Genomic DNA, 24,362 nt, shown 5'->3' with positions numbered 1-24,362 from the left:
ATATATGAAAGCGATTAACGGGGAGCGCACATTGCGTTAACCCTGCATAGATTTGATGAATGGCAAACGATAGTTTATAGAGGATCATGGCAATCAACCATAGAAAGGGGGAGTCTTAGTCTTGACTCACCTCTCGCAGCACTTCTTTGAAGCGGTTTACCTGAACGGAAGGGTGGCGGTCCTTGTTATGTACCGTATAGATATGCCGTGGTGCTTGCTCTCCGGGAATGGGAAGAACCTGAATGAGCCCCTGCTGTTCCTCCCACTGTACCGCCATCCGAGACATGAATGAGACATGCCCTCCGATTAACACGAGCTGTTTGATCGCTTCCAGGGAATCCATCTCCACCGTGCTCCGCAAACGAATATCATGTTGCGCGAGCCAGTGGTTGGTTAACCGACGAGTACTGGATTCATTGCCATGTAAGGCAAAAGGAATCTGCGCGATATGATCAGGTTTTAATGCATCCTTCTGGGCCAACCCATGCTGCGGAGAGCAGATCAATACAAGGTCATCTTCACACAGTGTCTCGGCTTGCAGGGCAGGTCCCACAAATGGCTCGGAAGAGATCACACCCAGATCAATCTGATGCCGAATTAACATCTCGCGAATGACAGGTGATGGTTTGACGGATAAGACGATACGAATGCCCGGGAATTCCTGAGAAAAGGTATTGAGCATGGCGGGCAGCAGATATGTAGCTGGTACATAGCTTGCCCCAATGTGCAGGGTGCCCCGATAGAGGCTGTCATATTCCTTCACTACCCGCCGTGCCTCTTGGGTCAGAGCATTGATTTTGACGGAATAATGGAGCAAAGCCTGCCCTGCTTCGGTTAAAAAGGTCTTTCCACTGCGCGATTCAAATAATCGCACACCCATCTCTTCCTCCAATGATTTCATATGAAATGTAACGGTGGGTTGCTTGATCCCCAGTAACTCGGCCACGCTTGTCATGTGATGATGCTTATCGATCAGCTCAACAATTTGCAATTTGCTCAGATTCAATGTCCCAACACTCCTCATACCCATTTAGGTTCTCCGTAAAATGAAAAGTTTCATTAATAATCACCTACTATAGATTTAATCTATGAACATCAACAGAATTCATCTAAAAAGTTAATTCCAATTTTACATACAAGACATACAACTCGCGAAAGCGGACGTTAGACTGAGAACAGTGCAAGAGATCAAGTAACAAAAGTCAGGCAGGGATGCTTATGAAATTAGAGATAACGGGAATTCAAAAATCATTTAATCAAACACCCGCACTGCTGCCGACAGATCTAACGCTTGAACATGGAAAGTTCACGACCCTGCTCGGCCCATCGGGCTGTGGCAAAACAACACTGCTCCGAATGTTGGCCGGGCTGGAACAGCCGGACGCGGGGGAGATTCGTGCAGATGGTCAGTGTATCTACTCTGCGGCGAAGCGGATTGATATACCAACACACAAGCGTAATCTGGGCATGGTGTTTCAGGATTTTGCATTATGGCCGCATATGACCGTATACGAAAATGTAGCGTTTGGCCTGAAGGCCGGAAAACAGAAATCCGATCTGCGGCAAAAGGTGAACGAAGCGCTTGGCATGGTCCGCCTGCAAGGCATGGAGGATCGTTATCCTCATCAGCTGTCTGGTGGACAGCAGCAACGGGTTGCTTTTGCCAGAGCCGTAGCGGTCAGACCTGGTGTGATCCTGTTCGATGAGCCACTGAGTGCACTGGATGCTGTACTCCGGGAAGAGATGCGGATCGAGATGATGTCGCTGGTTCGGGACATGGGACTGACTGCGCTGTACGTCACACATGATCAGATTGAAGCGATGTCGATGTCGGATGAGATTGTGGTGATGCAGAAGGGGCGTATATTGCAAAAAGGAAGCCCGGAAACGATCTACTCGGCGCCAAGTGACCCGTATGTCGCTTCGTTTATCGGAAAGTCCAACTGGCTCACGCCTAATCAATCGATGGTTCGTCCAGAGCATGTCACCTGGAACAAAACAGGGCATGACGATCTGTATTATCCGGGGACGGTACTTAGTGTCAGCTATGTAGGTGAACGTTATGAAGTACGAGTGCAGATGGAAGGGCTTGGCGTATGGACAGCCTATATGAACCAAAGAGTGCGCGTAGGGGAGCGGGTGCAGCTCTATGTAACCCCTGAGCGGATATGCCGAATGGATGGTTATGACCACCCGAGTATGAAGCAGAACGAAGCGATCGCAGTGGCATATTAAATTGTTGAACGAGCACGCAGTTGGAAGCAGGAGTACACATTTTATAAGAAACCAGGGGAGATGGACGAATATGTTGGGTATGAAAACACGGAAAAAGAGTGCAATGCTATTATTAACAGCGGTAATGAGTATCAGTTTGTTCGGATGTAGCACAGGGAACTCGACTACAGGCAACGCGGCACAACCCGCGGGTGAAGGAAACACAGCAGCAGCAGCGGAAACAACGAAACCGGCTGGCGGCAAGCTGGTGTTGTACAGTGCTGGCCCACAGAAGCTGGCGGATAACATCGTGAGCGGATTTACAGACAAAACAGGGATCGAAGTTGAGATGTTCCAGGGAACGACAGGCAAAATTCTGGCTCGTATGGAAGCTGAGAAATCCAATCCGGTTGCAGACGTTGTGATTCTGGCTTCCTTGCCTTCAGCACAGGCTTTGAAAGCAGACGGACTGACCATGCCTTACCCCGAAGCAGCCAATGCAGACAAGCTGAACAAGGATTGGTCGGATGCAGAGGGCAACTATTTCAGCAGCAGTGCTTCCGCATTGGGTATTGTGTATAACACCAAACTAGTATCTACACCACCAACAAGTTGGGCAGAGCTTGCTACGCCCGCGTGGAAAGATGCAGTGAACATTCCCGACCCTACATTATCAGGTTCAGCACTCGACTTCATCACAGGGTACCTGAGTGCGAATGGTGAAAAAGGATGGGATCTGCTGAGTGCCTATAAAGCCAATGGTGTAGTGATGGCAGGCGCCAATCAGGAAGCACTTGATCCTGTTATTACGGGTGCTAAAAGCATCGTAGCAGCAGGTGTGGATTACATGGCGTATTCCTCCAAGGCAAAAGGTGAACCACTGGATATCGTATATCCTGAGGAAGGCACGGTAATCAGCCCAAGACCGGCAGCGATTCTGAAATCCAGTCCAAATGTAGAGAATGCCAAAGCGTTCATTGACTACCTGTTATCCGATGAAGCACAGAAGCTCGTTGCAGATGCTTATCTGATCCCGGGCCGCGAAGACATTGAAGCGACCAACCGTGCCAATGTGAAGGATATTCCACAACTTAAAGTGGATTGGAACTGGATGAGCGAACATGGCGAAGAGACAGCGGCGCGTTTTTCCGAGACTTTTAAGTAAGAAGCACAAGTATAGAGACAATTAGGCAAAAGGAATACCTGCTGTCTGTGGAAAGTCATGTGAGGTGAACGTAGTGAAACCTGTTGGAATGGACAACAACCGAATTTTTCGGAGAGTGGGCGTGATTCTGGCCCTCTTTCTGCTGACCATAAGCATTGGTGTACCGCTCTTGCTGATCTTCTGGCAAAGTGTGTATCCGGACGGACAATGGGACTGGATGGCTCCGATTCGCACGATTACCGGTCATCATCTATCGGGTGTGTTGCTGAATTCCATCTGGCTTGGCATCTGCGTTGTAGCGGTAACCACGCTGCTGGCGCTGCCGCTGGCCTGGATGATGGCGAAGACTCGGATGGGCGAGCATCGCTGGGTCGATGTAATCCTGATGATTCCGTTCATGACCCCGCCGTATATCGGCTCGATGGGCTGGATTCTGTTTATGCAAAAAGGGGGATATCTCCAGCAATGGGTGCCCTCATCTGCGGGCTGGAGTGAGCTGTTCTTCAGCTTCTGGGGCATGGTGCTCATCATGGGCTTGCACCTGTTCCCGTTCCTGTATCTGCTGCTTCGAGATGCGTTGATCCGCATCGGTGGCAATCTGGAAGAAGCGGGAGCCGTGCACGGTGCGCGTGCAGGGTACCGTTTCAGACGTATTATTTTACCCCTGTTGTTGTCGTCTTACGGCATGGGGATCATGCTGGTCTTTGTCAAAACGATTGCGGAATTCGGAACACCGGCAACCTTTGGGCGCAAGATTGGCTATTATGTCATGACCTCCGAAATCCATAAGTACATCTCCAGTTGGCCGATTGACTTCGGCAAGGCGACTTCACTGGCATCGGTGCTGTTGTCCGTCTGTCTGGTGATGTGGTATATGCAGTCTGCCATGAGCCGGAAGTTCACGTATCGTCTGGTTGGTGGCAAAGGGCAACGTTCGAAGCGATATTCTCTTCGTGGCGGAGCGGGATGGTTATGCGGGGCGTATCTTGCTATCCTGTTGATCCTGTCGATAGGTATCCCGTATTTCTCCATCATCGCCGCTTCGACCATGAAGTTACGAGGATCGGGAATTGCTTTTGATAATCTTACCTTGGATCATTACAAGGAGCTGTTATCTTGGGGATCAGTGAGTATGAAGGCGATCGGGAACAGTCTGGGATTATCCCTCGCGGCTTCAACCGTTGCTGTTATTATCGGTACGGGGTTTGCACTCGCAATCGGCAGATCATCTTCATTCATGCAGCGTGTGATTGACTTGTTCAGTCTGTTGCCTAATACGGTGCCGGGTATCGTGATGGTCGTGGGTCTGATTCTCTTCTGGAACTCACCCTGGATGCCAGTCACGTTGTATAACACCTACGGCATGGTTGTGCTCACGTACGTTGTGCTCTTCTTGCCTTACACCGTGCAGTATGTAAAATCGAGCTTTACCCAGATTGACGGAACATTGTTCCAGGCTGGGCAAGTGTTTGGCGGTAAGCCGCTGTATATTCTGCGGCGCATCCTGATCCCGTTGATCCTGCCCGGCATGTTGGCCGGCTGGATGATGACCTTTACGATTGCAACAAGGGAACTGGTCGGATCGTTGTTGATTCTTCCGCCGTCGATGCAGACGTCGGCTACGTATATTTTTGCCCAATTTGAACAAGGTCAGGTATCACTGGGAATGGCGATGGCCGTGGTAACTGTAGGTATGACGGTGCTCATGCTGCTTGGAATCGAACTGCTGAATTCAAAGAGAAAGTGGAATGCATCATGATCAAACTGAATGTATGGGGCGGTGCAGGGGAACATGGACGTTCTGCCTATCTCCTGAGCGGGAGCCGGTTTCGCCTTTTGCTGGATTGTGGTGTCAAAAAAGAAGGCACGGGCCAGTATCCGCTCATTGACCCGGAGATTGTCCCGCAACTGGATGCGGTGTTTTTGTCCCACGCCCATGAAGATCATTCGGTCGCCATCCCTTTGCTGTATAAGATGGGCTACCAGGGTGAAGTGTGGACAACAAGGGAGACGAGGGAGCAGCTGCGTACGTATTTTGCCAACTGGCGTAGGTTTGCAGAACGTGTCGGACAGAAACTCCCTTATGATGAAGCAGATGAGCGGGCTATTCGTTATCAGTATCTGGAGGATGAGGTTGTATCCCAAACTTGGTTCGAACCGATTCCCGAAGTAAAAGTGATGTGGGGCCGTAGTGGACATCTGGCTGGATCGGTGTGGTTTGGGCTTGAAATGGAAGGTAAGCGGATTTTTTATTCCGGGGACTACACGTCCGAATCGATGCTTTTACAGGCGGATTGTCCAGCGGAGGCGTTCTGGCAGACAAGAACACTCGTATCCATGGAGATACCCATGAAGCAGGGGAATTTCACATCCAACGGAGCAGATGGAGTAGGTAGAGCAAATATAGCAAGCGGAGCAGATAGAGCAATATCTTCCGTCGGACTGGTGGATCTGGCAATCGTTGATGCGGCCTATGGTACGGACCAGGATACACAGGCCGACAAACTGGAACAGCTTGAACGAGTCATTCGCCAGACGATTGCTCAAGGTGGAAAGGTGCTCTTACCTATGCCTGTCGTAGGGCGTGGACAGGAGATCATACTGTGGGCACAGCAACAATTTCCCGATGTTCCAATTGTAGTGGAACAAGGACTGGTGGACGGCATGAAGCAGCTTATGCATGTTCCATACTGGTTGAGGGAGAAGGGAGAGCATGTCATCGGAAGTTCGTTGAAAGACAAAATGGATTGCTTTTTTACCGGACGAGGATGGGATCTGCCTACGACCACCCAAGAGCGGGAACAACTGTTGGAACTACATGCTGCTTCGCTATGGTTTATTCCAGACGGCATGATGCAGTCCTCGCTTGCCCGTTGGTATTATAGTCAATTATCAGACAGGGAGGAGAATCTGATTCTGCTCACCGGGCATGTTGCTCATGGTACATTTGCTGATAAGCTGCTACGGGTTCCTGACAAGTATGGCGCGTGTGAGGTGGGGAAAATACGTTATAAAGTGCATCAGGGCTGGAAGGATGTTGAACGGATGCTGCATCAGGTTCCAGCAAGGCATACGGTCCTTGTGCATGCTGACCGGGCAGAGACGGACCGATTAAAAGAAGGTTTGCTCAGAAATAGCCCGTCACCGGGAACAGTTATACATTCACTGTCTGCTGGTGACGAGCTATATGTGTGAATTGTGCATGAATCGAATTGATGCGTCAGATTGGAACGTCCCTGGGGACGTTCTTTTTCCATTGTTGTCTGATCAGTTAGGGTTCGCGATGAATGGGGTGTTCCAGTTCGGCATGACCCATCAAACTATCAACGGCTTCACCATCCACCAGTATATCCAGGCTCTTCACTTCATCAAATTGAAACATCGTTGTTGTTAAAGCTTCCAATGCGAGCAATTCTCCACTGGTACCAAGATTGGCTTCAGCGGGGATATGAACATCCAGAGTTACCGTACCCTCAGCATATTGGATAGAGAGCAATTCCACCTGCTCCCAGAGGGAAACAAGCTCTGAATCGGTGTTTGTTTGCAACGCTGCAAATGTTTTTTCATATTTTTCGGAATCATCCTTGTAATCAATTTCCTGCTCTGTTTTCTCAAGCTCCAGTACCTGAGAATCTGCCATATATACATCGACGACTTGTGTATTCATTGTGCCCAGATCCACCTCCGTTTTGGCTGGGTTGGGTTCATTTGAGCCGGATTGGCTCACTGGCTTCTGGGCACATCCAACTCCGATAAGGATCAAGCATGTTAATATAAGTGCACAACCTAGCTTCTTATTCAAAGGATCACTTCCTTCATCTGATATATTTGATGATTTACAGGCTCAAATACTCCTTGATTCCATCGGCTATCGCTTGAGCGGCTTTCATCTGAACAACTTCGGACGACATCAGTTCTTCATCGAGCACATTACTCAGGAATCCCACTTCCAAAAGCACTGCAGGCATGGTCGTGTCTCGGATTACTTCCAAGTTGCCATTTTTCACACCACGATCTCTGAGACCCATGGCTTTCAATAAACGTTGATGAATGATATTAGCTAATTCCTTACTATTACTGCGTTGATAATAATATGTCTCCGTACCTGTGGCTTGGGGGGCGGACTTCACGCTATTGCCATGGATAGATACGAATACATCTGCATTTAATTGATTGGCGAGTTGAACACGCTCAGGGCGGGTGGGATAGGTATCACCCTCACGAGTCATCACCAATTCGATATTGGGTTCATTGAGCAGCAGGGCTTGTACTTTGTGAGCCAATGCCAGATTGTATTCCTTCTCGGGTTTGTTCGTGATGCTGATCGTCCCCGGATCACTGCCACCGTGTCCTGGGTCGATGACCACGACCTTGCGTCCTGAATCGCCTACTGGAGTGACTGGAGCAGGTGTGACATTATCTCCCGCAACATTCAGATCAATAATCAGTTTATCGGCAATCACATTCTGGCTGTACTGGACATCCTTCACATTATTCAATTCTACGACAATGCGGACTTGCGCCGGTTCTCGTTTGAACAGTGAATATCTCACTTCTGTCACATTGGGATAACCGCTCACATCCAACTTGCCATTGAGTCCTTGATCCAGTGGTTGGGAGATATCACCAAAGGTGGCTCCGGGCAAGTCCACAACCAAACGATCAGGGTACTTGAGGGTCGTTACTATTGGCTGAACGGCCCCATCCGTGGATAACACGAGCTGATTATTGGCAAATTGGATATCGGTAACCTGAGCGGTAGACGTTGAATCCCCTTTTCCAGAACTGTTACCTGGATTGATAGCAGGTCCCTTACTGGTGTTTGTTAAGTATACGATCTTGTCTTGATTGTTCCATCTTACCTTAAGACCCATTTGTTCACTGACAAATCGAATGGGCACCACCAGCGTTTTATTCAAAATCTGCGGTGCTGTGTTCAAAGTGACTTGTTTGTCAGCAACCATGGCTTGCTTTTGATCGACGGTTAGGGAAATCGTCTGTTGATCTTGCTGAATTTTTACAGTGCGTGCTTGTTGGTTCCAATCGACTTTGAATTTCAAATTTTCGGCAACGACACGAATCGGGATCATCACGTTTTTATTGATAATCGTCACCTGTACATCACTTGGGAGGACTAATTCCTCTCCATCCATAAAGATTTTTGATGTGCTTACAGCAGCATTTCCCTGATTAGGGAGCAAAACGAGTAAGAATAGACTCAAAAACAGTAGTAAAATGGTTTTCTTCATTATGCACCTCGACTAGTATTATATCTATATCTCGCTTCCAAAATATCCCTACATAATATAAACGGTAAAAATGTAAAAATGTTTCTCTTCTGATGTCTAATTATAAATTCATGGAAGAAAACGTGATGTGTGATCGCAAATGGAATGGATATACTCTTTTTATTTTCAATCATGTAATTAAATTTCATATAATGTTTGACTTGTGAAATTTAATATCATATACTGGGTGAAATTATGGCAGGATGACGTGTTCATCGGGTCTTGCAGGAGGTTGGAAGTGGATGGATACAGGCAGCTTTCCGATGTGGGAGAAGTATCGTTTGAAGCAGGAGCATCTGGTTATCGGACTAATGTCAGGAACGTCACTTGATGGAACAGATGCGGCACTGGTGCGTGTTCAAACTGATATGAGCGGGGCATTACAGCAGATCGAGCTGGTTGATTTCGTCTGTGTGCCGTATTCAAATGGATTGAGAGACGTACTGATCCGGTTATGTTCACCAGGAACAGCTCGTGTCGACGAGCTAACAGCCGCGCATTTTGGTGTATCGGAGTGGTATGCGCATAGCGTTACGGAACTGATAGAGTCTGCTGGTATCTCAACGCAGCAGGTGGATGTGATTAGCATGCATGGACAGACGGTATGGCATGCTCCTGTAGCATCTGCATTTCCAGGGCCAACGGGAGCAAGTATTGATGTGGTATCGACATTGCAGATCGGTGAATGTGCTGTCGTTCGAGAACGGACAGGACTGCCAGTGATTGGCAACCTGCGAGCAAGGGATATGGCGGCTGGTGGGGAAGGTGCCCCGCTTACACCTTATGCGGATGCTCTGATGTTCCGAAGCCCGACGGAAGGGCGGCTGGTGCAGAATATCGGTGGCATTGGCAATGTGACGGTGCTTCCCTCCGAGTCATCTACCCAAGGTATTTCGGCATTTGATACGGGACCAGGGAATATGGTGATGGACGCCATTGTGCGGCAGGCAACGGATGGGCGGCAGCATTATGATCCGAGTGGAAGTATTGCTGCACAGGGGAAGGTCGATCAGGGTCTGGTAGACCTGTGTTTGGAGGATGAGTATTTCAAAAGACTTCCACCGAAAAGCACCGGGCGAGAAGTATATGGAGCCGCATATGCAGTGAGACTGATGGAGATGGCCGCAGAGCGTTCCTTATCTCTTGAAGATACGCTGGCTACTGCCACCTGTCTGACCGCGGAGACCATCGTGCGTGCAGTGAAGGATTTTATCCTGCCCAAGGTGCAAATATCGGCTATGCTTGCCTGCGGTGGAGGCACTTCCAATGCCACGTTAATGGAGATGATCCGTCAGAGACTACCGAAGGATATCCGTTTGGAACGAACAGCAGATTATGGCGTACCTGATGATGCTCGGGAGGCCATTGGATTTGCTCTACTTGGCCATGAGGCACTCATGGGAAGAACCAATACACTCCCGGCCGTAACCGGCGCGAAACACGCCGTAATCTCAGGCAATCTCACACTTTAGTGAGGTATGACTTTAATTGGAGTTCAGTTATGGAAGGGCGAGGAATTCGATTAGACGCGAGTGGAATTATAAGATAAAATGCTTGTACATGAATGCAGTGCGGAAAGGAGGAGCGAATGGAAGGCATGAAAGGTGGACTTGTACGTTTACGCGCATTAATGGATGACTTGACCCCGTCCGAACGGAAGATCGGAGCTTATATTCTGGATCACCCGCAAGAAACTGTTCAATCCTCGGTGGCCCAGTTGTCTGAACGGAGTGGAGGCAGCCCAGCTGCCATTATCCGTCTCTGCAAATCACTGGGTGTAACGGGTTTTCAGGAGCTGAAGCTGAAGATTGCCGGAGATTTGCAGACGAGGGAGCCATATCAATATACGGAGATTCGTCCCCAGGACTCCATGGAGAGCATTATTCAGCATGTGTCCGCAAACAATATTCAGTCGGTGAAGGATACGGTTCACATTCTGGACCCACGTCTGGTGGAAAAAGCTGTGGACGTGCTTCATCAGGCAAACCGGATCTTTTTCTATGGAGTAGGGGCCTCCAACCTGATTGCGCTGGATGCACATTACAAGTTCATGCGAATCAATCGCACAAGCTTTTCGTTCGCCGATCCGCATATGCAGATTTCGTCCGCAACGACGCTTCGTGAAGATGATACGGTTGTATGTATCTCGTATTCAGGGGAGACTTCGAACGTAATCTCCTGTCTCAAGCATGCTCACGATGGCGGTGCAGCGACAATCAGCATTACCAAGTGGGGCAGCAATACACTCAGTAGTATGGCGGATGTGCCCCTGATGATTACTTCCACCGAAAGTGATATTCGGAGCGGAGCAACTTCGTCACGGATTGCCCAGCTGAACGTGATCGACATTTTGTATCTGGCGATTGCCAGTCGGGATTACAACCAGTCGGTGGAGTATTTGGAGAAGAGCCGGCAGGCTATTCTGGAGCACAAGTGAAGTAGAACTATATGAATCCCTTTCTGTTTATACAGGAGGGGATTTTTTGACGGATTATATCCGCTTCTAGTATAAAAAAATCAAAAAAAGAGCCCAGACTAATGTTGGGCTCCTCTCTTTCAACCTCTAGAAATATCCCCCTGTACGGCTCAGGAAGGCCCCGCAATGGCTCTACGGACAAAACCGTCAGCCAGATCAAGCCTGTGCTGGGCTTCCGTTGCGTCCACGCCTGCCATCAGCATGACGATTGCCGTTTTTACATGACCGTCTGCACCTGCAAAAGCTTCTTCAATATCCGCTTCATTTGCTCCGGTTGCCAGATGAATCATGCGTTTGGCCCGATGGACAAGCTTCTCGTTCGAAGGGTTCAGATCAACCATGAAATTACGGTAAACCTTGCCCAGACGAATCATGGCGGTAGTGGTGAGCATGTTCAGAATCATTTTCTGGGCGCTGCCTGCCTTCATACGTGTTGAACCCATGACAACCTCTGGGCCGACAACAGCCTCAATGCTCACATCAGCCAACAGGGTCATCGGCGTGCCTGCATTATTGCTCAAGCTGATCACTGTAGCCCCGATCTCCTTGGCGTGTCTCATCGCACCCAGCACATACGGCGTTCGTCCACTGGCTGCAATGCCAACCACGACGTCGTTTTTGTCTAAGCCCTGTTCATCAAGGTCCGCAGCTCCCAACTCCTCACTATCTTCAGCACCTTCAACCGGGTCCTTCACTGCCCGGAATCCCCCTGCAATAATACCCTGCACCATGGAGGGCGGGGTTCCGTAGGTAGGCGGGCATTCCGAAGCGTCAAGTATTCCTAATCGTCCACTGGTACCTGCGCCTACATAAAATAGCCTGCCGCCAGACTGAAACGCCTTCAAGATCCGATCCGCCGCTTGAGCAATGACCGGAATCAGGGGCTGGATGAGCTCCGCAATCCGTTGATCTTCCTTATTAATGAGCTCCATAATTTCTGCCGAAGGCAATTCATCTATATGATCCGTTAGTGGATTGGGTTGTTCCGTTAGTAGTGAATTCAGCATGTGATTCATCCGTATGGCCTCCTTCTCTCTTTTAAAATGATTCATTCAGGGAACAGCGTCTTCTTGCCAGTTGTGCTGCGCCAACCGCTGGAGCGGGGGCATCTTCACGATATACAAAGTCCAACTCTCCATAATATCCGGATAACTTCTGAATAAATGTATTTCGGAAAAGTGCAGCGTATCGAAACAGTGATCCGGACAGGACAACCGGAGTAGATGCAAATTCGGGATGACGGGCAATCAGCGCTTTGGCGGTATCCGCCAATTGTGAGGCTTCGTCCATGATCAGTGACCGGGAGGCCTCATCTCCGAGTTCAGCTGCTTCTATAGCTAAGCGGGCGATAGATGCGGTCTCGGTTTTGCCCCAATCCGTCTGATACACCTGCGTCTTTAGCTCCGATATATCCCGAAGGTTCAGATTCTTTAGAAGAAGCGGGGTTAAACGGGTTGGAGGAAGAACACCGTCATAACTCTGCATAACCACTTGGAGTGCACGCTGCCCAATACGATATCCGCTCCCCTCATCTCCGAGCAGATGACCCCAGCCTCCTGCACGGTATCGCTCTCCTTCCAGCGTAAATCCGTACACGATGGACCCTGTTCCAGAGATGCATAATACACCGTGCGTATGTCCGAGAGAGGCCATCAGAGCAATCTCTCCTTCGGATACAACCCAGACGGGACAGCCTTCTGCTCCCTGTTGATTACGACTCTTCATATAGTTATTTACTGCTTCGGCTATAAGTTGCCGTTCTTGGATCGTATCTATACCTGACATACCAAGGCATATAGCCTCACAATTTGTCGATAAATCACTTATTAGATTAAATAGCTGTTCCAGCACTCGTTGCAGTTCGGAAATGGCCTGTTCAGTTGATACGCTGTGAGGATTCGTAGGACCGCCGCTGAGTCGGGCGAGAATTTCACCAGATTCAGAAATGATTGCTGCATCAGTATTGGTACCGCCTCCATCCACGCCTACATACACTCGCAAAGTGGCTCACCTCGCTTGCTTGGGTTTTCTTTTTACATAGTATAGTTGCATGAAAAGAAAAAGTAAAATTAAATTTTATAATAAAAAATAATGTTGAATTTTTATTTTACAACTCATATAATGAATTCAATCTATAATTTTGGAAGGAATTAATACTGTTAATGTCAATTAAGTTGACGTTAATATTGCATTTAAGAGATTTAGCCTGCGACTGGCAGGCCCAATCTACAGGGGAGGTGCTTTTCCTTACTGCCGCGTGTATAGGTGGATGCCGTTTAAAGGCCGAATGATCACAAAAGGGGTAGCATGGTTAGGCAATGAAAGAATCGGATGATGACATGCGAAGGAGATGAAGGGATGAAAAAGAAGGGTCTGGTATGGGCAATGTTGTTGATGATGGTCTGGGTTACTGCCTGTGGGAATAGCGGAGGTGCTGCTTCGGATGATCCGAATGCCGATGATACGGTAACGGTATGGACCTATCCTGTACATGGCACATATGAAGATGAACTGAAGGATCTAATCTCTGATTTCAATAAAGAACACCCGAACATTACCGTGAAGACGGAAATGCTCTCCTGGGCGGAAGGGCCCAAAAAATTCGATGTCGCTTTGAACGCGGGCAACCCGCCGGATCTTTACTTTCATAGTGTAGACGGCACATATGTGAATACGGGATTGGCACTTGAGCTGGACAGCTACCTGACACCTGAGATCAAGGACGACTACCTGCCAGGTACGCTTGATTTAGGCCAGATTCAGGGGAAACAGTACGGACTACCGTTGTATCAATTCCAATGGGCATGGGGTGGTAACAAACGCATTCTGGAGGAAGCGGGCATTGATTGGAAGTCCATTCAACAAAATGGCTGGACCTGGTCCGAATTCAACGATGCTGCTGCCAAGCTGACCAAAACGCTGGATGGCGGGGCCAAGCAATATGCACTGGTTACCGACGGAACCTCGCTTGACTTCATTGAAATGCTGTCCCGGAATAACGGGATGATTGATGTTCTTGATAAAGACGGCACGTTCCAATGGAATGATGGGCGCATTCTGGATACCCTCTCTTTTATCAAAAACCTGATGGATCAAGGGTATATGCCGAAGGAAACGGCGGCTCTTGCTCCAGCAAAGCGGACGGATATGTTCTACGCGGGAGAAACGGCGATCATCTCCAAAGCGATTCCTTATTATGATGTGATGATTCAGAACCGCAATAAGGACATCAATGATGGCAAGGTGCAGGGAGAGAAGATTGATTTTGTCCTGCTGCCTGTACCGCATAATGATGATCAACCTGCGGCCACGACAATGGGCGGCGAAGGGTATGTAGCCTTCAAACAGAAAAAGGACAAGGGCGAACAGCATGCCAAAAATACGTTCCTGGTGATGGAGGCGCTTAGTGGTGCCAAAGCAGGGAACTCGGCCAATGAACTTGCGCTTCCATTCGTAAGACAGTCCCAAGTGGATCTGTTTAAAGGAAAAGAGCTTGGTCAACCGGATAATCTGGCTGCTGCAAAAGTCATGGCAGAGAATATCGCGATGCCGGTTGTACTGGAACTGGATATCGACAAGGCATCTCAGCAAAAACAATTCAAGGAACAGGTTGTGAAGCCTAATATTCAGGCGCTGTTCTCGGGTGAAAAATCACCGGAGCAGATCGCAGAAGACTTCAAGAGCAAAGGCCAGCAGATGTTCGGACAATAACTCGGACCATTCTTTCGGGTGTTAATCGGACCATAAGCAACATGCATAATCACACTGATTAGGAGAGGAGGATTCGCCATGCAGACCGCCCTTGCGCCAAAACCGTCTGTGCCCCGGACTTCCCGGGTTGCCCGGTTTTGGCGAGACTACGGGTGGGCGTATTTGTTTATTTTGGCGCCTGTCCTGCTGTTTCTCATTTTCACACTGTATCCCGTTCTGACGGCTCTTGTGATGAGCTTCCAGAAATACAACATTATGAACTCGACGTGGGTTGGATTGGATAACTACGAGCGACTGGTGAAAGATGAGACGTTCTGGAAGTCGATTAAAAATACGGTGATCTTCACCGTAGGCACAGTCCCGGTCAATATTCTCATTACATTTGTACTGTCCTATTTCATCTATCAAATGAAAAGCAAATGGCAGACATTTTTCAAAGCTACCATGTATCTGCCTGCGGTAGCCTCCGGGGTGACCATCTCCATTGTATGGCTGGCGATCTTTGACCCGACGGATTCAGGACTGCTCAACCGTTTCCTCGGTCTGTTCGGCCTTGACCCGGTAATCTGGCTGGGCCAGTCGGGAACGGCACTCTTTTCCCTCATTCTGATGAACTGGCTTGGATCGCACGGAGCGGGCATTATTCTGTATCTGGCAGCCATGGGTGGTATTCCGAAATCGCTGTACGAGGCGGCGGATATTGATCATGCCAGCGGCTGGACCCAGTTCAGCAAGATTACATGGCCGCTGCTCAAACCAACGACGCTGTATCTGCTCGTCACGGGTGTCATTACATCCTTCCAGGTGTTTATCTCGGTATATCTGATGACACAGGGTGGACCAAACTTTGCGACAACTACAATCGCTTATCTGATCTATGAGACGGCATTCAAGTTCTATGAGTTCGGATTGGCTTCGGCTCAGTCGTTCGTACTGGCGATTATCATCATTGTCATCTCCGTCATACAGTTCAAATATTTCTCCAGCGATATTGAGTATTAGAGGTAGTTCAAAACACGGACTATTAGAGCACGTTGCATTAAGCATCCGGGGGTGAATAAAATCCATGAAATCAACACAGAAAAAGATCCTGCTCGTTGTTGCATCCATTCTGCTGGTGGTCTGGGCGCTGGTGACGGTCATTCCGATGTATTGGATGCTCGTTGGTTCGGTGCAGGATAGTGCGATGTCGGCTTCGTTTAAACCACAGATGATTCCGGAGCAGTTGTCATTATCACCATATGAGCGCTTCTTTGCCAAAACTGATGCCTGGCGCTGGCTGTACAATTCGCTGCTTATCTCGATCATTCTGACCGTAACGAATGTATTCTTCGCCTCCCTGGCGGGATATGCGTTTGCCAAACTGAAGTTTCCTGGTAGTCAGGCGGTATTCTGGACTTTGCTTGGGACCATGATGATCCCGGCGCAGGTTACACTGATTCCTTTGTACATTCTGATGGTCAACGTGTTTGACCTAGGGGACACGTATACGGCCATTATTCTGCCTGCTGCCGTTAGTGTAGGCAACATTTTCTTGATGAAACAGTTCATGTCTACGCTGCCCACATCGCTGATACATGCGGCGCGTATCGATGCATGTAGTGAGTTCGGCATCTTCTGGAAAGTCATTTTGCCGATGGCGAAGCCAGGAATCGCGGTGCTGGCGATATTCACGTTTGTAGCTTCGTGGAATGAATTCTTCTGGCCGTTCCTCATTACCAATTCCAACGAGATGCGTACCATTCAGGTGGGGCTGGCCTCGTTTGTATTTGCCGAATCAACGGACTTCGGCGCAATGATGGCTGGGGCTACAATAGGTGCGCTGCCCATGATCATTCTGTTTTTCTCACTGCAACGTTATTTCCTACAGGGCATTACGATCGGTGCGGTAAAAGGTTAACTGTTAGTTCAGGACAAGCGATAACGTAAAGGGGGATCTACCTATGGCACGCGTGGAGTTTCGCCAAGTGCGCAAAGAATTCAAAGACGATCATAAAGGAACGTTCACGGCTGTGGCCGGCTCGGACTTTGTTATAGAAGATAAGGAATTCGTAGTGTTTGTGGGTCCTTCGGGCTGTGGCAAGACGACGTCACTGCGGATGATTGCCGGACTTGAAAAGCAAACGAGCGGTGATATTGTGATCGGTGACCGGCTTGTTAACGATCTGCATCCGAAGGATCGGGATATCGCAATGGTGTTTCAGGATTATGCACTCTATCCGCATATGACCATCCGTGAGAATCTTTCCTTTGGCCTGAAAAATCTGAAAAAGCCAAAGTCCTATATTGATGAACAGGTGCAGAATGCGGCCTCCATTCTTGGACTGGAAGCAATGCTGGAGCGCAAACCACGCGAGCTGTCTGGTGGTCAGCGCCAGCGTGTTGCGGTGGGACGGGCAATCGTCCGTGATCCGCAGGTATTTTTATTCGACGAACCACTGTCCAATCTGGATGCCAAGTTGCGGGTGCAGATGCGGGTGGAGTTGGGAGAGCTGCATAAACGTCTCGGTGCCACGATTGTGTATGTGACACATGATCAGGTTGAGGCCATGACACTTGGGGAACGCATCGTGGTCATGAACCATGGAGATATCCAGCAGGTGGCTTCACCGAAAGAACTGTATGCGAGTCCGCGGAATATGTTTGTTGCCGGATTTATCGGTTCCCCGGCGATGAATTTCATTGATGCCCGGATTGAAGGCACGCAGGTTGTCATCGAGGGAGCATCATTCACTTTGCCAGCAGATGTACTCGCTCGTCTTCAGAGTCATCAAGGCAAGCCGGTGATTATGGGTCTGCGTCCAGAGCATATTTTTGGTGACGATGTCGCTCCGAATATCCCGACAGACCATATGCTGCAGGCGCGAGTTCAGGTTGTAGAACATCTGGGATCCGAGAATTTGGTGTATTTCCATTCCGGTGCCCGTACCGTTACGGCTAAGGTTCACCCCGAAACACATGCTTATGTAGGCATGGACAAAAATTTTGTATTGGACCTGCGTAAGGCACACTTTTTCGATCCAGAGACGGAGCTTGCGATTGGACGGGAGTAAGTGCGGCTGTCCTAAAAGCAATGAGCGTGAATGTGTATTATTCTTTGCTCGTTATCATTTGGTTTTAAGGAACCTTACACACGTTATTCGCTCTCATTTGCACCGGTTTGAAATGTAACGAATCACAGAGACGTTATTTACTCGAAGATGTTGTTTTTTAGGCTCTGACACCTTGTTTGTACCGAAATAACGGCACTGAAGTTCGTTACAATTGGCATGCCTCGAAAATCCGTCGTTTAAGGTGCGGTAGATTCGTTAGCACGTTGCAAGTTTGGTACAACATACTGACCGGCGGTGCGGCCAAGCCAACCGAAATGGGGAGCCCTTTTAAGACAGCCCTTGTGGGCTAACGCTTCGCTTCTCCAGATTTGTTCTGTTTTCTCCGTTATCGTGTAAATGTTTAGCCCAACTTATATAGAAGGGAGAATAAAAATGCGTAAGCTGAGTGAAGTATTGATCAAGTCGGGCGCGGAAATCTATCGGGATATTATTCCGGTGGCCTTGTACAGTGTCGTTAGTTCCATCGTATTGGTTCCCATTCTGATGTTTGCTCCGCTGCCGATCGCTATACTGCTTCTGGCCTTGATATATATGCCCATCCTGTTCGGTGTCTGTTATGCCGTGCATCACAGATTGGAACGTAAGGAACGGCGCAATGGGCTTAAGGATATCTGGATCGGAACGTTGAAGGGAATAATCCCGGGAGGCTCGGTGGGTGTGCTTTTCGCGGTGCTTGGCTTCATTCTATGGTCAACCTGGTGGTATTACGGTGGACAGGGTGGAATTACAGGTACAGCAGTGGGCGTATTCCAGACGTTCTTTGTTCTCATGGCGCTGATGTCACAGTTCTATACCTGGCAGCTTGTTTTACAAAAAAACATGGGCATCGTTCAGGCAATGGGGGAAAGTGTAAAGCTGTTCTTTCGTCACCCGGGGTACACGATGGGCGCTTGCATTCAGGCCATGTGCCTGACTGCTTTGCTGATGCTGACTGTTGTTGGTTTCGGAGCGCTGTTTGGAGGTATGATTGCCATCTATCAGCATAAGGTCGCTCTTAATGTGCTGGAGCCTGAAGAAGAGCCTGTCGTAACAGGCGGTAATGATCACCAGCATACAGGCTGGATCAGCCAGGGGAATGTGTGATGGGGCAGTTGAAGGGGACCGAGCAGATCCCGGCTGTAAAAACGGGAGTTGATCTTCTGTCCAGAGGGCTATCGCATCCATGGATAACGGGTAATCGAATCGGTCTAATTACAAACCCGACTGGTATTACAGCGGATTTTGTATCGACAATAGATGTGTGCGCAGGACTGGCTAATGCCGAGCTTACAGCGCTCTATGCGTGTGAGCACGGACTGGATGGAGAGCTTCAGGCGGGTGTCAGATTCGGAGATATGCTTCATCCACGTCTGGACATTCCGGTGTTCAGCCTGTATGGAAATTACAAGAAACCTACGCCTGCAATGCTGGCTGGAGTGGATACGGTACTGTTCGACATTCAGGATGTGGGCATCCGTTATTACACGTATGCCTCAACCTTGTTCCATATGATGGATGCATGTGCTGGAGCAGGCAAACGTATGCTGATTCTGGACCGTCCCAATCCGCTGGGTGGAAACGTTGTGGAAGGCGGTGTGCTGAACGCGGGGTATGAATCACTCGTTGGCGCTTGGGGTGTACCTGTACGTACCGGATTGACGGTAGGTGAACTCGCCCTGATGGTCAACAGCGAGATGGATGTACCTTGCGAATTGGACGTGGTTGCCATGGAAGGATGGCAGCGCTCCATGGAGTTTGCGGATTGTGGGCTACCCTGGATGCTACCCTCTCCCAATATGCCCACGCTGGACAGTGTGCGGGTATATGCGGGTACGTGCCTGTTCGAAGGCACTAATGTATCGGAGGGCAGGGGCACGACCCGCCCATTCGAGTGGATTGGAGCACCCTGGGTTGAGGGGGAGCGTTTGGCGGAACGATTTCGGGAATACAAGCTGGAAGGTGTGCATGTGCATCCAGTGTACATGTCCCCAACATTCTCCAAACATGCAGGTGAGCTGTGTGGTGGTGTAAGGATTTTTGTAACGGACAGCAGGAAATTCCGGGCGGTAGAGACAGGGTTGGTGCTTCTGCATGAACTGGTTTCACTCTATCCGGAGCAATTCTGCTGGCTTGAGCCACCACAGCCGAGTTCCCGCTATTTCATTGATCTGTTAACCGGGGGCAGGGGAGTCAGGGAAGGCATTCATGACCGCGCGGGCTTCGTTCGTTTAATGGAAGCGTGGAATGCACAGGCAGCGGAATGGAAGGAACGGCGGAAGCCGTTTTTCCTGTACCCATAAAGATTAATGTTGATGAATGGATGATCGCATAATGCACTGAGATTTGTCATTGGGAGGAGGTAAGGAATGAGTAGGCAAAAAGAGTTATACAAGTCGAAGCTGAAACAGATGACCTTGCGTGAGAAAGTCGGGCAAATGCTGCTTTGCGGCTTTCATGGTACTGAAGCTGCTGGCGATGTGGAGCCCTTTCTCCGAAATTATCCCATCGGTGGCGTGATCTACTTTGCACGCAACGTTGAGTCGCCAGAGCAGGTAGAGCAGTTATCGTTAGGGTTACAACAGATTGCCAAAAGCAGCGGTAATGTGCCGCTCTGGATATCCATGGATCAGGAGGGTGGGATGGTTGCCCGCATTACCGAAGGGATCGCTCTGATGCCTGGACAAATGGCTATTGCCGCTGCCGGTTCCATTGACGATGCGTATCAGGCGGCATATATCAGTGGGTTGGAGCTGAAGTCCATGGGCATTAACATGAACTTTGCTCCGGTATTGGATGTGAACAATAACGCAGCCAATCCGGTCATCGGTGTACGATCATTCGGCGAATCTCCACAATCCGTTGCAGAATATGGAGCCAGAACCATTGCGGGAATACAGGACGCTGGGATTGCAGCCACAGCCAAGCATTTCCCGGGGCATGGGGATACGGATACCGATTCCCATCTGGACCTCCCGATCATCACTCATGATCGGGAACGGGTGGAGCGACTGGAGTTGATTCCATTCCGAGCCGCTATCGCCGAAGGTGTCGATGCCATGATGTCGGCCCATATTTATTTCCCTGCACTGGAGCCAGAGCGTCTGCCCGTAACGTTATCACAAACCGTATTAAGCGGTCTGCTTCGCCAGGAACTGGGTTATCAGGGCATGATCGTGACAGATTGCATGGAGATGGATGCCATTGCCGTGAATTATGGTACTGTCGATGCAGCCGTAATGGCGGTAGAGGCCGGGGCAGATCTGGTGTTAATTAGCCATACGGCTAAGCTTCAAGCAGAGGCATTTGAAGCATTGTTAGCAGCTGTGAGGAGCGGGCGGATTAGCGAGAGACGTATTGATGAGTCGGTGAATCGTTTGCTGATGTACAAGGCGAAGCGTGGTTTGTTGGAGAGTGGAATGGGCGGTGCAGGTGATGATGAAGTGTATGGTGTAGTATCGAATGCATCATTGCCAAAGGCATCCAACGCTCCTGCTATATCCAGTGGGTCGGAGCGCAACAGTTCATTACATCAAGAGGTTGCCCGCCGTATTAACGAGAATAGTATCACACTGGTGCGCGATCAGCTGAATATGCTGCCTTTGAAGCCGGAACGCACGCTGGTCATAACGGTTGCCACGTCCGTGACGACAATTGCCGACGAACAGCTGACTCAGGCGTTCACTTTAGGATCAGCCTTATCCAACTATGGTCTGGATGTTGTCGATCTGACGGTCACGACCGAAGAGGTTGCCATCTGTTCCGCCCGTCTGCTTCAGGCGGCGGAAGAGGAAGACATTCGGCAGATTGTGGTGGGGACGTACAATGCAGGAAGCCCCTCCGGCGATCCGCAGTGCAGATTGATCGGCTGGTTGCAGCAATTGGGCAAACCATTGACGGTTGTGGCACTGCGAAGCCCCTATGATCTGCTGGCGATTCCGGATGTCCAGGTCTATGTAGCGGCTTACGAGAGCCGACCATTTGCCATGGATAGCGTCGCTCGGGCGCTGATGGGACGTATTCCTTTTGCGGGGAAACTTCCTGTATCCATAGATAGACAATAACGATATATCGGCAACATAAACATATGAATAAAATAAGGGGCTGTTCTATACGTCATGAGCATGACAGGGGACGCCCCTTATTGGTGTTGTTATAACTTTAATTCAGTTTGACGAGCAGAGGAAGTGAGTGATAATATTAAAAAGCACAAAAAACCAAAAAACAAAAACTCTTGAGGTGCATTCATGCCACTTACGAAACGACGGTTGCAATTGTTGAGGAAACTGGTTGAACTGTATCAGCGCAGCAGCTTGCCTATTCATTATGAGACATTGGCCCGTTCATTGGGAGTCAGCAAATGGACTGCGTATGACATGCTGAAGGAAATCGAGAAACTCGGGTTTGTGACTCGTAGCTATGAAGTGAACTCCAAGGAAACTGGACGTTCACAGGTCGTGTTTGCTCCCACAGGCAAGGCTGCCGATTTGTTTAAGCAAAACCTAAGCGATTCCTATAATCTGGCCGACTGGGAACAGACCGTGGCTCATATCCGCAGTCTGCTGAAAAACGTAAAGAATGGCAATATTAACGACCTGATCCGAAATTTGATGAATGAAATTCCCTCCAAGTCATCCAACATCGAGTTTTGCGGCTATATTCTCGGACTGCTGCTTGTTTATGTAAAGAAGCTTGGTGGCAGAACTGAAATGTTGATCCGTATGGTGGTCAGCAAAACACCGAACAGTGAGAATGGAACGCTTATGTTTGTTGGGACGGTTCTCGGTACGATTATCCAAGCCATCAATGACGAACTTGGGGACGAATTTACAGGACTGGTATCCGAATTTCTCCGTATCATGGACGAGCTGTCGAGTCAGGACCGACGACTGTTGTCAGATATGCTGCACGAAGCTTTAGCTTGACAAAGCTTCTGCTTTTGGAGTTTTTGGGTCTTTTGTGTTTTTTGAAAGGAGATTGACTATGAACCACTCCCGGAGGATATCCAGCACATGTTTTTTATTAACCAAGTTGGCTTGATGTACTGCCTTATTCTTACGATCCTGCTATGGTGGGTGGTTCAAGATTTATCCATATGCACAGCAATGCTTACCGGAACTCTGTTGTACAGCTTTTATGCGCAATGGAGGCATTTTGTGGCACATCGTCCAATTACACCGGGATCAGCAGAAGTAAATTATCCTGAAATACAGAAAACCCGATAGAAGTGGAGTGCAATATGGGGAAAACAGGACTTGTTTTGGGCGGTGGAGCTGTCAGGGGGCTGGCGCATCTAGGGGTTTTGAAGGCTTTTGAGAGACATGAAATCCAGATAGATCGTATCGTGGGCACAAGCATGGGTGGGGCAATTGGGGGCTTGTATGCTGCAGGTATCCCTGCTTGGGATATTGAACAGTTGCTGCTTAAAACACCAAAGTATCGTTTGCTAGATTTAGGAATACGGAACCGAGGCTTGTTTGCCGGCAATACGGTTCATAATACGATCAACGAATTGCTGCAAAGACATGGTAAACATGACTTGCGAATTGAACAGTTCCCAATCGAATTCAGAGCAATCGCGGTTGATCTGAACAAAGGTAAGCAGGTGGTGCTGGATGAAGGTGAGTTAGGCACTGCCCTCCGAGCCACCACTGCATTTCCAGGTGTTTTTGCGCCACTGATGGATGGAGATCAAATGCTTGTGGATGGCGGGGTATTGAACAATTTGCCGGTGGAGGAGGCAATGAGCGAGGATACCGCCTTTGTTATTGCCGTGGATGTGGCGAGAGAGCATGAGAATAAGCCGCCCCGCAATATGTTCGAAGTGGTTTATCGCTCGTACAGCCTAATGACAGCGGAGCGTAAACATGCAAGCCTGAGACTGGCAGATTTTGTGATCCGTCCCGACGTGGGCTCTTATGCAGCCTTTGACTTTACCAAGACACAGGAATGCATCAATGCGGGAGAAGAGGCTGCTGAACGAAGTATGGAAGAGCTTAAGCATCAAATTCGTATGGCAAAAAGTAAATCATTATCTTAAAGGAGCTGAAATAATGAAAACAACGTTAGAAAAAGCGATGCTGCTGGGGATTGGTTTGGCGGCTACAGGTAAAGAACAAATCACATTAACCGTGGGTGAGTTAGTTAAAAAAGGAGAGGTGGGACGTCTGGAGATCCGCTCATTAGCAGATAAGCTGGTCCACCGTAAGGAAGAAGAGGAGCGCCAGATGGAAGCAAGGGTTACCGAAAGGGTTCAAACGATATGGTCTGAACAAAGCCAAGTGGTCTTGGAGGAGCTTGAGCAGTTAAAGCTTCGTGTGCTTGCACTTGAGCAAAATAAAGATTTGCACAACTAACGGGGGTGCCAGTGTTGCTCCATCAGTGGGGGGACAAACGATACTCTGGAGGCTTCTTATACG

At 49.1% G+C, this 24,362-nt stretch carries 21 protein-coding genes; 16 read left to right on the top strand and 5 right to left on the bottom strand.

The genetic code is table 11. The annotated features are described in order from the left end of the window. Positions 1 to 115 precede the first annotated feature (115 nt). Positions 116 to 1,024, bottom strand: coding sequence for a LysR family transcriptional regulator (locus tag D829_RS0122055; RefSeq protein WP_036661963.1), 909 nt, complete (start codon positions 1,022 to 1,024; stop codon positions 116 to 118). A gap of 194 nt (positions 1,025 to 1,218) precedes the next feature. On the opposite strand from D829_RS0122055, the gene D829_RS0122050 reads away from it, so the two are divergent. The 4 genes from D829_RS0122050 to D829_RS0122035 all read left to right on the top strand — a co-directional run bounded on the left by D829_RS0122050 (position 1,219) and on the right by D829_RS0122035 (position 6,574). Beyond that, entirely contained in the window at positions 1,219 to 2,235 is a 1,017-nt protein-coding gene (locus tag D829_RS0122050) for an ABC transporter ATP-binding protein (RefSeq protein ID WP_017691108.1), read from the top strand. A 70-nt stretch (positions 2,236 to 2,305) separates the two neighbouring features. Further along, positions 2,306 to 3,379, top strand: coding sequence for an ABC transporter substrate-binding protein (locus D829_RS0122045; protein WP_017691107.1), 1,074 nt, complete (start codon positions 2,306 to 2,308; stop codon positions 3,377 to 3,379). 88 nt (positions 3,380 to 3,467) lie between these two features. Then, positions 3,468 to 5,138, top strand: a complete 1,671-nt coding sequence (locus D829_RS0122040) for an iron ABC transporter permease (RefSeq protein ID WP_026081346.1) — start codon at positions 3,468 to 3,470, stop codon at positions 5,136 to 5,138. Continuing rightward, positions 5,135 to 6,574 (top strand): MBL fold metallo-hydrolase, encoded by a 1,440-nt coding sequence (locus D829_RS0122035; RefSeq protein ID WP_017691105.1) that lies wholly within the window; start codon positions 5,135 to 5,137, stop codon positions 6,572 to 6,574. Before D829_RS0122040 ends, D829_RS0122035 begins: the two co-directional genes overlap by 4 nt. A gap of 76 nt (positions 6,575 to 6,650) precedes the next feature. Here D829_RS0122035 and D829_RS0122030 read toward each other — a convergent pair whose 3' ends face one another. Both D829_RS0122030 and D829_RS0122025 read right to left on the bottom strand, forming a co-directional pair. Beyond that, positions 6,651 to 7,181: a GerMN domain-containing protein gene (locus tag D829_RS0122030; protein ID WP_017691104.1), complete on the bottom strand. Its 531-nt coding sequence runs from the start codon at positions 7,179 to 7,181 to the stop codon at positions 6,651 to 6,653. Positions 7,182 to 7,215: 34 nt separating this feature from the next. Then, the gene (locus tag D829_RS0122025; RefSeq protein ID WP_017691103.1) at positions 7,216 to 8,628 is read right to left on the bottom strand and encodes an N-acetylmuramoyl-L-alanine amidase family protein; all 1,413 of its coding nucleotides are present in this window, start codon (positions 8,626 to 8,628) and stop codon (positions 7,216 to 7,218) included. A 281-nt stretch (positions 8,629 to 8,909) separates the two neighbouring features. Here D829_RS0122025 and D829_RS0122020 point away from each other — a divergent pair, with 281 nt between their 5' ends. Continuing rightward, positions 8,910 to 10,139, top strand: a complete 1,230-nt coding sequence (locus tag D829_RS0122020; RefSeq protein ID WP_017691102.1) for an anhydro-N-acetylmuramic acid kinase — start codon at positions 8,910 to 8,912, stop codon at positions 10,137 to 10,139. 116 nt (positions 10,140 to 10,255) lie between these two features. Then, positions 10,256 to 11,104 (top strand): SIS domain-containing protein, encoded by an 849-nt coding sequence (locus tag D829_RS0122015; protein ID WP_017691101.1) that lies wholly within the window; start codon positions 10,256 to 10,258, stop codon positions 11,102 to 11,104. A gap of 149 nt (positions 11,105 to 11,253) precedes the next feature. On the opposite strand, the gene murQ is transcribed toward D829_RS0122015, so the two are convergent. Both murQ and D829_RS0122005 read right to left on the bottom strand, forming a co-directional pair. Beyond that, positions 11,254 to 12,159 carry an N-acetylmuramic acid 6-phosphate etherase gene (gene murQ / locus D829_RS0122010; RefSeq protein ID WP_017691100.1) on the bottom strand — a complete coding sequence of 302 codons (906 nt, stop codon included), beginning with the start codon at positions 12,157 to 12,159 and terminating at the stop codon, positions 11,254 to 11,256. Positions 12,160 to 12,181: 22 nt separating this feature from the next. Next, a complete protein-coding gene (locus D829_RS0122005; protein WP_241230805.1) occupies positions 12,182 to 13,138 on the bottom strand; it encodes a BadF/BadG/BcrA/BcrD ATPase family protein in 957 nt (318 codons plus the stop codon). Positions 13,139 to 13,501: 363 nt separating this feature from the next. Between D829_RS0122005 and D829_RS0122000 the strand changes: the two genes are divergently transcribed. The 10 genes from D829_RS0122000 (at position 13,502) to D829_RS0121950 (ending at position 24,299) form a co-directional block, all read left to right on the top strand. After that, the gene (locus D829_RS0122000) at positions 13,502 to 14,854 is read left to right on the top strand and encodes an extracellular solute-binding protein (protein WP_017691098.1); all 1,353 of its coding nucleotides are present in this window, start codon (positions 13,502 to 13,504) and stop codon (positions 14,852 to 14,854) included. Between the two features lie 78 nt (positions 14,855 to 14,932). Further along, a complete protein-coding gene (locus tag D829_RS0121995) occupies positions 14,933 to 15,856 on the top strand; it encodes a sugar ABC transporter permease (RefSeq protein WP_017691097.1) in 924 nt (307 codons plus the stop codon). Between the two features lie 64 nt (positions 15,857 to 15,920). Next, positions 15,921 to 16,754, top strand: a complete 834-nt coding sequence (locus tag D829_RS0121990) for a carbohydrate ABC transporter permease (protein ID WP_017691096.1) — start codon at positions 15,921 to 15,923, stop codon at positions 16,752 to 16,754. Between the two features lie 43 nt (positions 16,755 to 16,797). Further along, on the top strand, positions 16,798 to 17,907 hold the full coding sequence (ugpC, locus tag D829_RS0121985; RefSeq protein ID WP_017691095.1) for a sn-glycerol-3-phosphate ABC transporter ATP-binding protein UgpC: 1,110 nt from the start codon (positions 16,798 to 16,800) through the stop codon (positions 17,905 to 17,907). A gap of 432 nt (positions 17,908 to 18,339) precedes the next feature. After that, complete coding sequence (locus D829_RS0121980) at positions 18,340 to 19,050, top strand: hypothetical protein (RefSeq protein ID WP_017691094.1); 711 nt, start codon at positions 18,340 to 18,342, stop codon at positions 19,048 to 19,050. Continuing rightward, complete coding sequence (locus D829_RS0121975) at positions 19,050 to 20,246, top strand: DUF1343 domain-containing protein (RefSeq protein ID WP_017691093.1); 1,197 nt, start codon at positions 19,050 to 19,052, stop codon at positions 20,244 to 20,246. The genes D829_RS0121980 and D829_RS0121975 overlap by 1 nt, the downstream gene beginning before the upstream one ends. A gap of 66 nt (positions 20,247 to 20,312) precedes the next feature. Further along, positions 20,313 to 22,007, top strand: coding sequence for a beta-N-acetylhexosaminidase (gene nagZ / locus D829_RS0121970; protein WP_017691092.1), 1,695 nt, complete (start codon positions 20,313 to 20,315; stop codon positions 22,005 to 22,007). A 183-nt stretch (positions 22,008 to 22,190) separates the two neighbouring features. After that, positions 22,191 to 22,868, top strand: coding sequence for a hypothetical protein (locus D829_RS0121965; RefSeq protein WP_017691091.1), 678 nt, complete (start codon positions 22,191 to 22,193; stop codon positions 22,866 to 22,868). Positions 22,869 to 23,182: 314 nt separating this feature from the next. Beyond that, positions 23,183 to 23,983, top strand: a complete 801-nt coding sequence (locus tag D829_RS0121955) for a patatin-like phospholipase family protein (RefSeq protein ID WP_017691089.1) — start codon at positions 23,183 to 23,185, stop codon at positions 23,981 to 23,983. 13 nt (positions 23,984 to 23,996) lie between these two features. Continuing rightward, on the top strand, positions 23,997 to 24,299 hold the full coding sequence (locus tag D829_RS0121950; protein WP_017691088.1) for a hypothetical protein: 303 nt from the start codon (positions 23,997 to 23,999) through the stop codon (positions 24,297 to 24,299). Positions 24,300 to 24,362 lie beyond the last annotated feature (63 nt).

Origin of the sequence: Paenibacillus sp. PAMC 26794 (assembly GCF_000316035.1) — a bacterium.
In the GTDB taxonomy this organism is placed as follows: Bacteria; Bacillota; Bacilli; order Paenibacillales; family Paenibacillaceae; genus Paenibacillus.
This window is presented reverse-complemented; position numbering and strand designations above follow the sequence as displayed.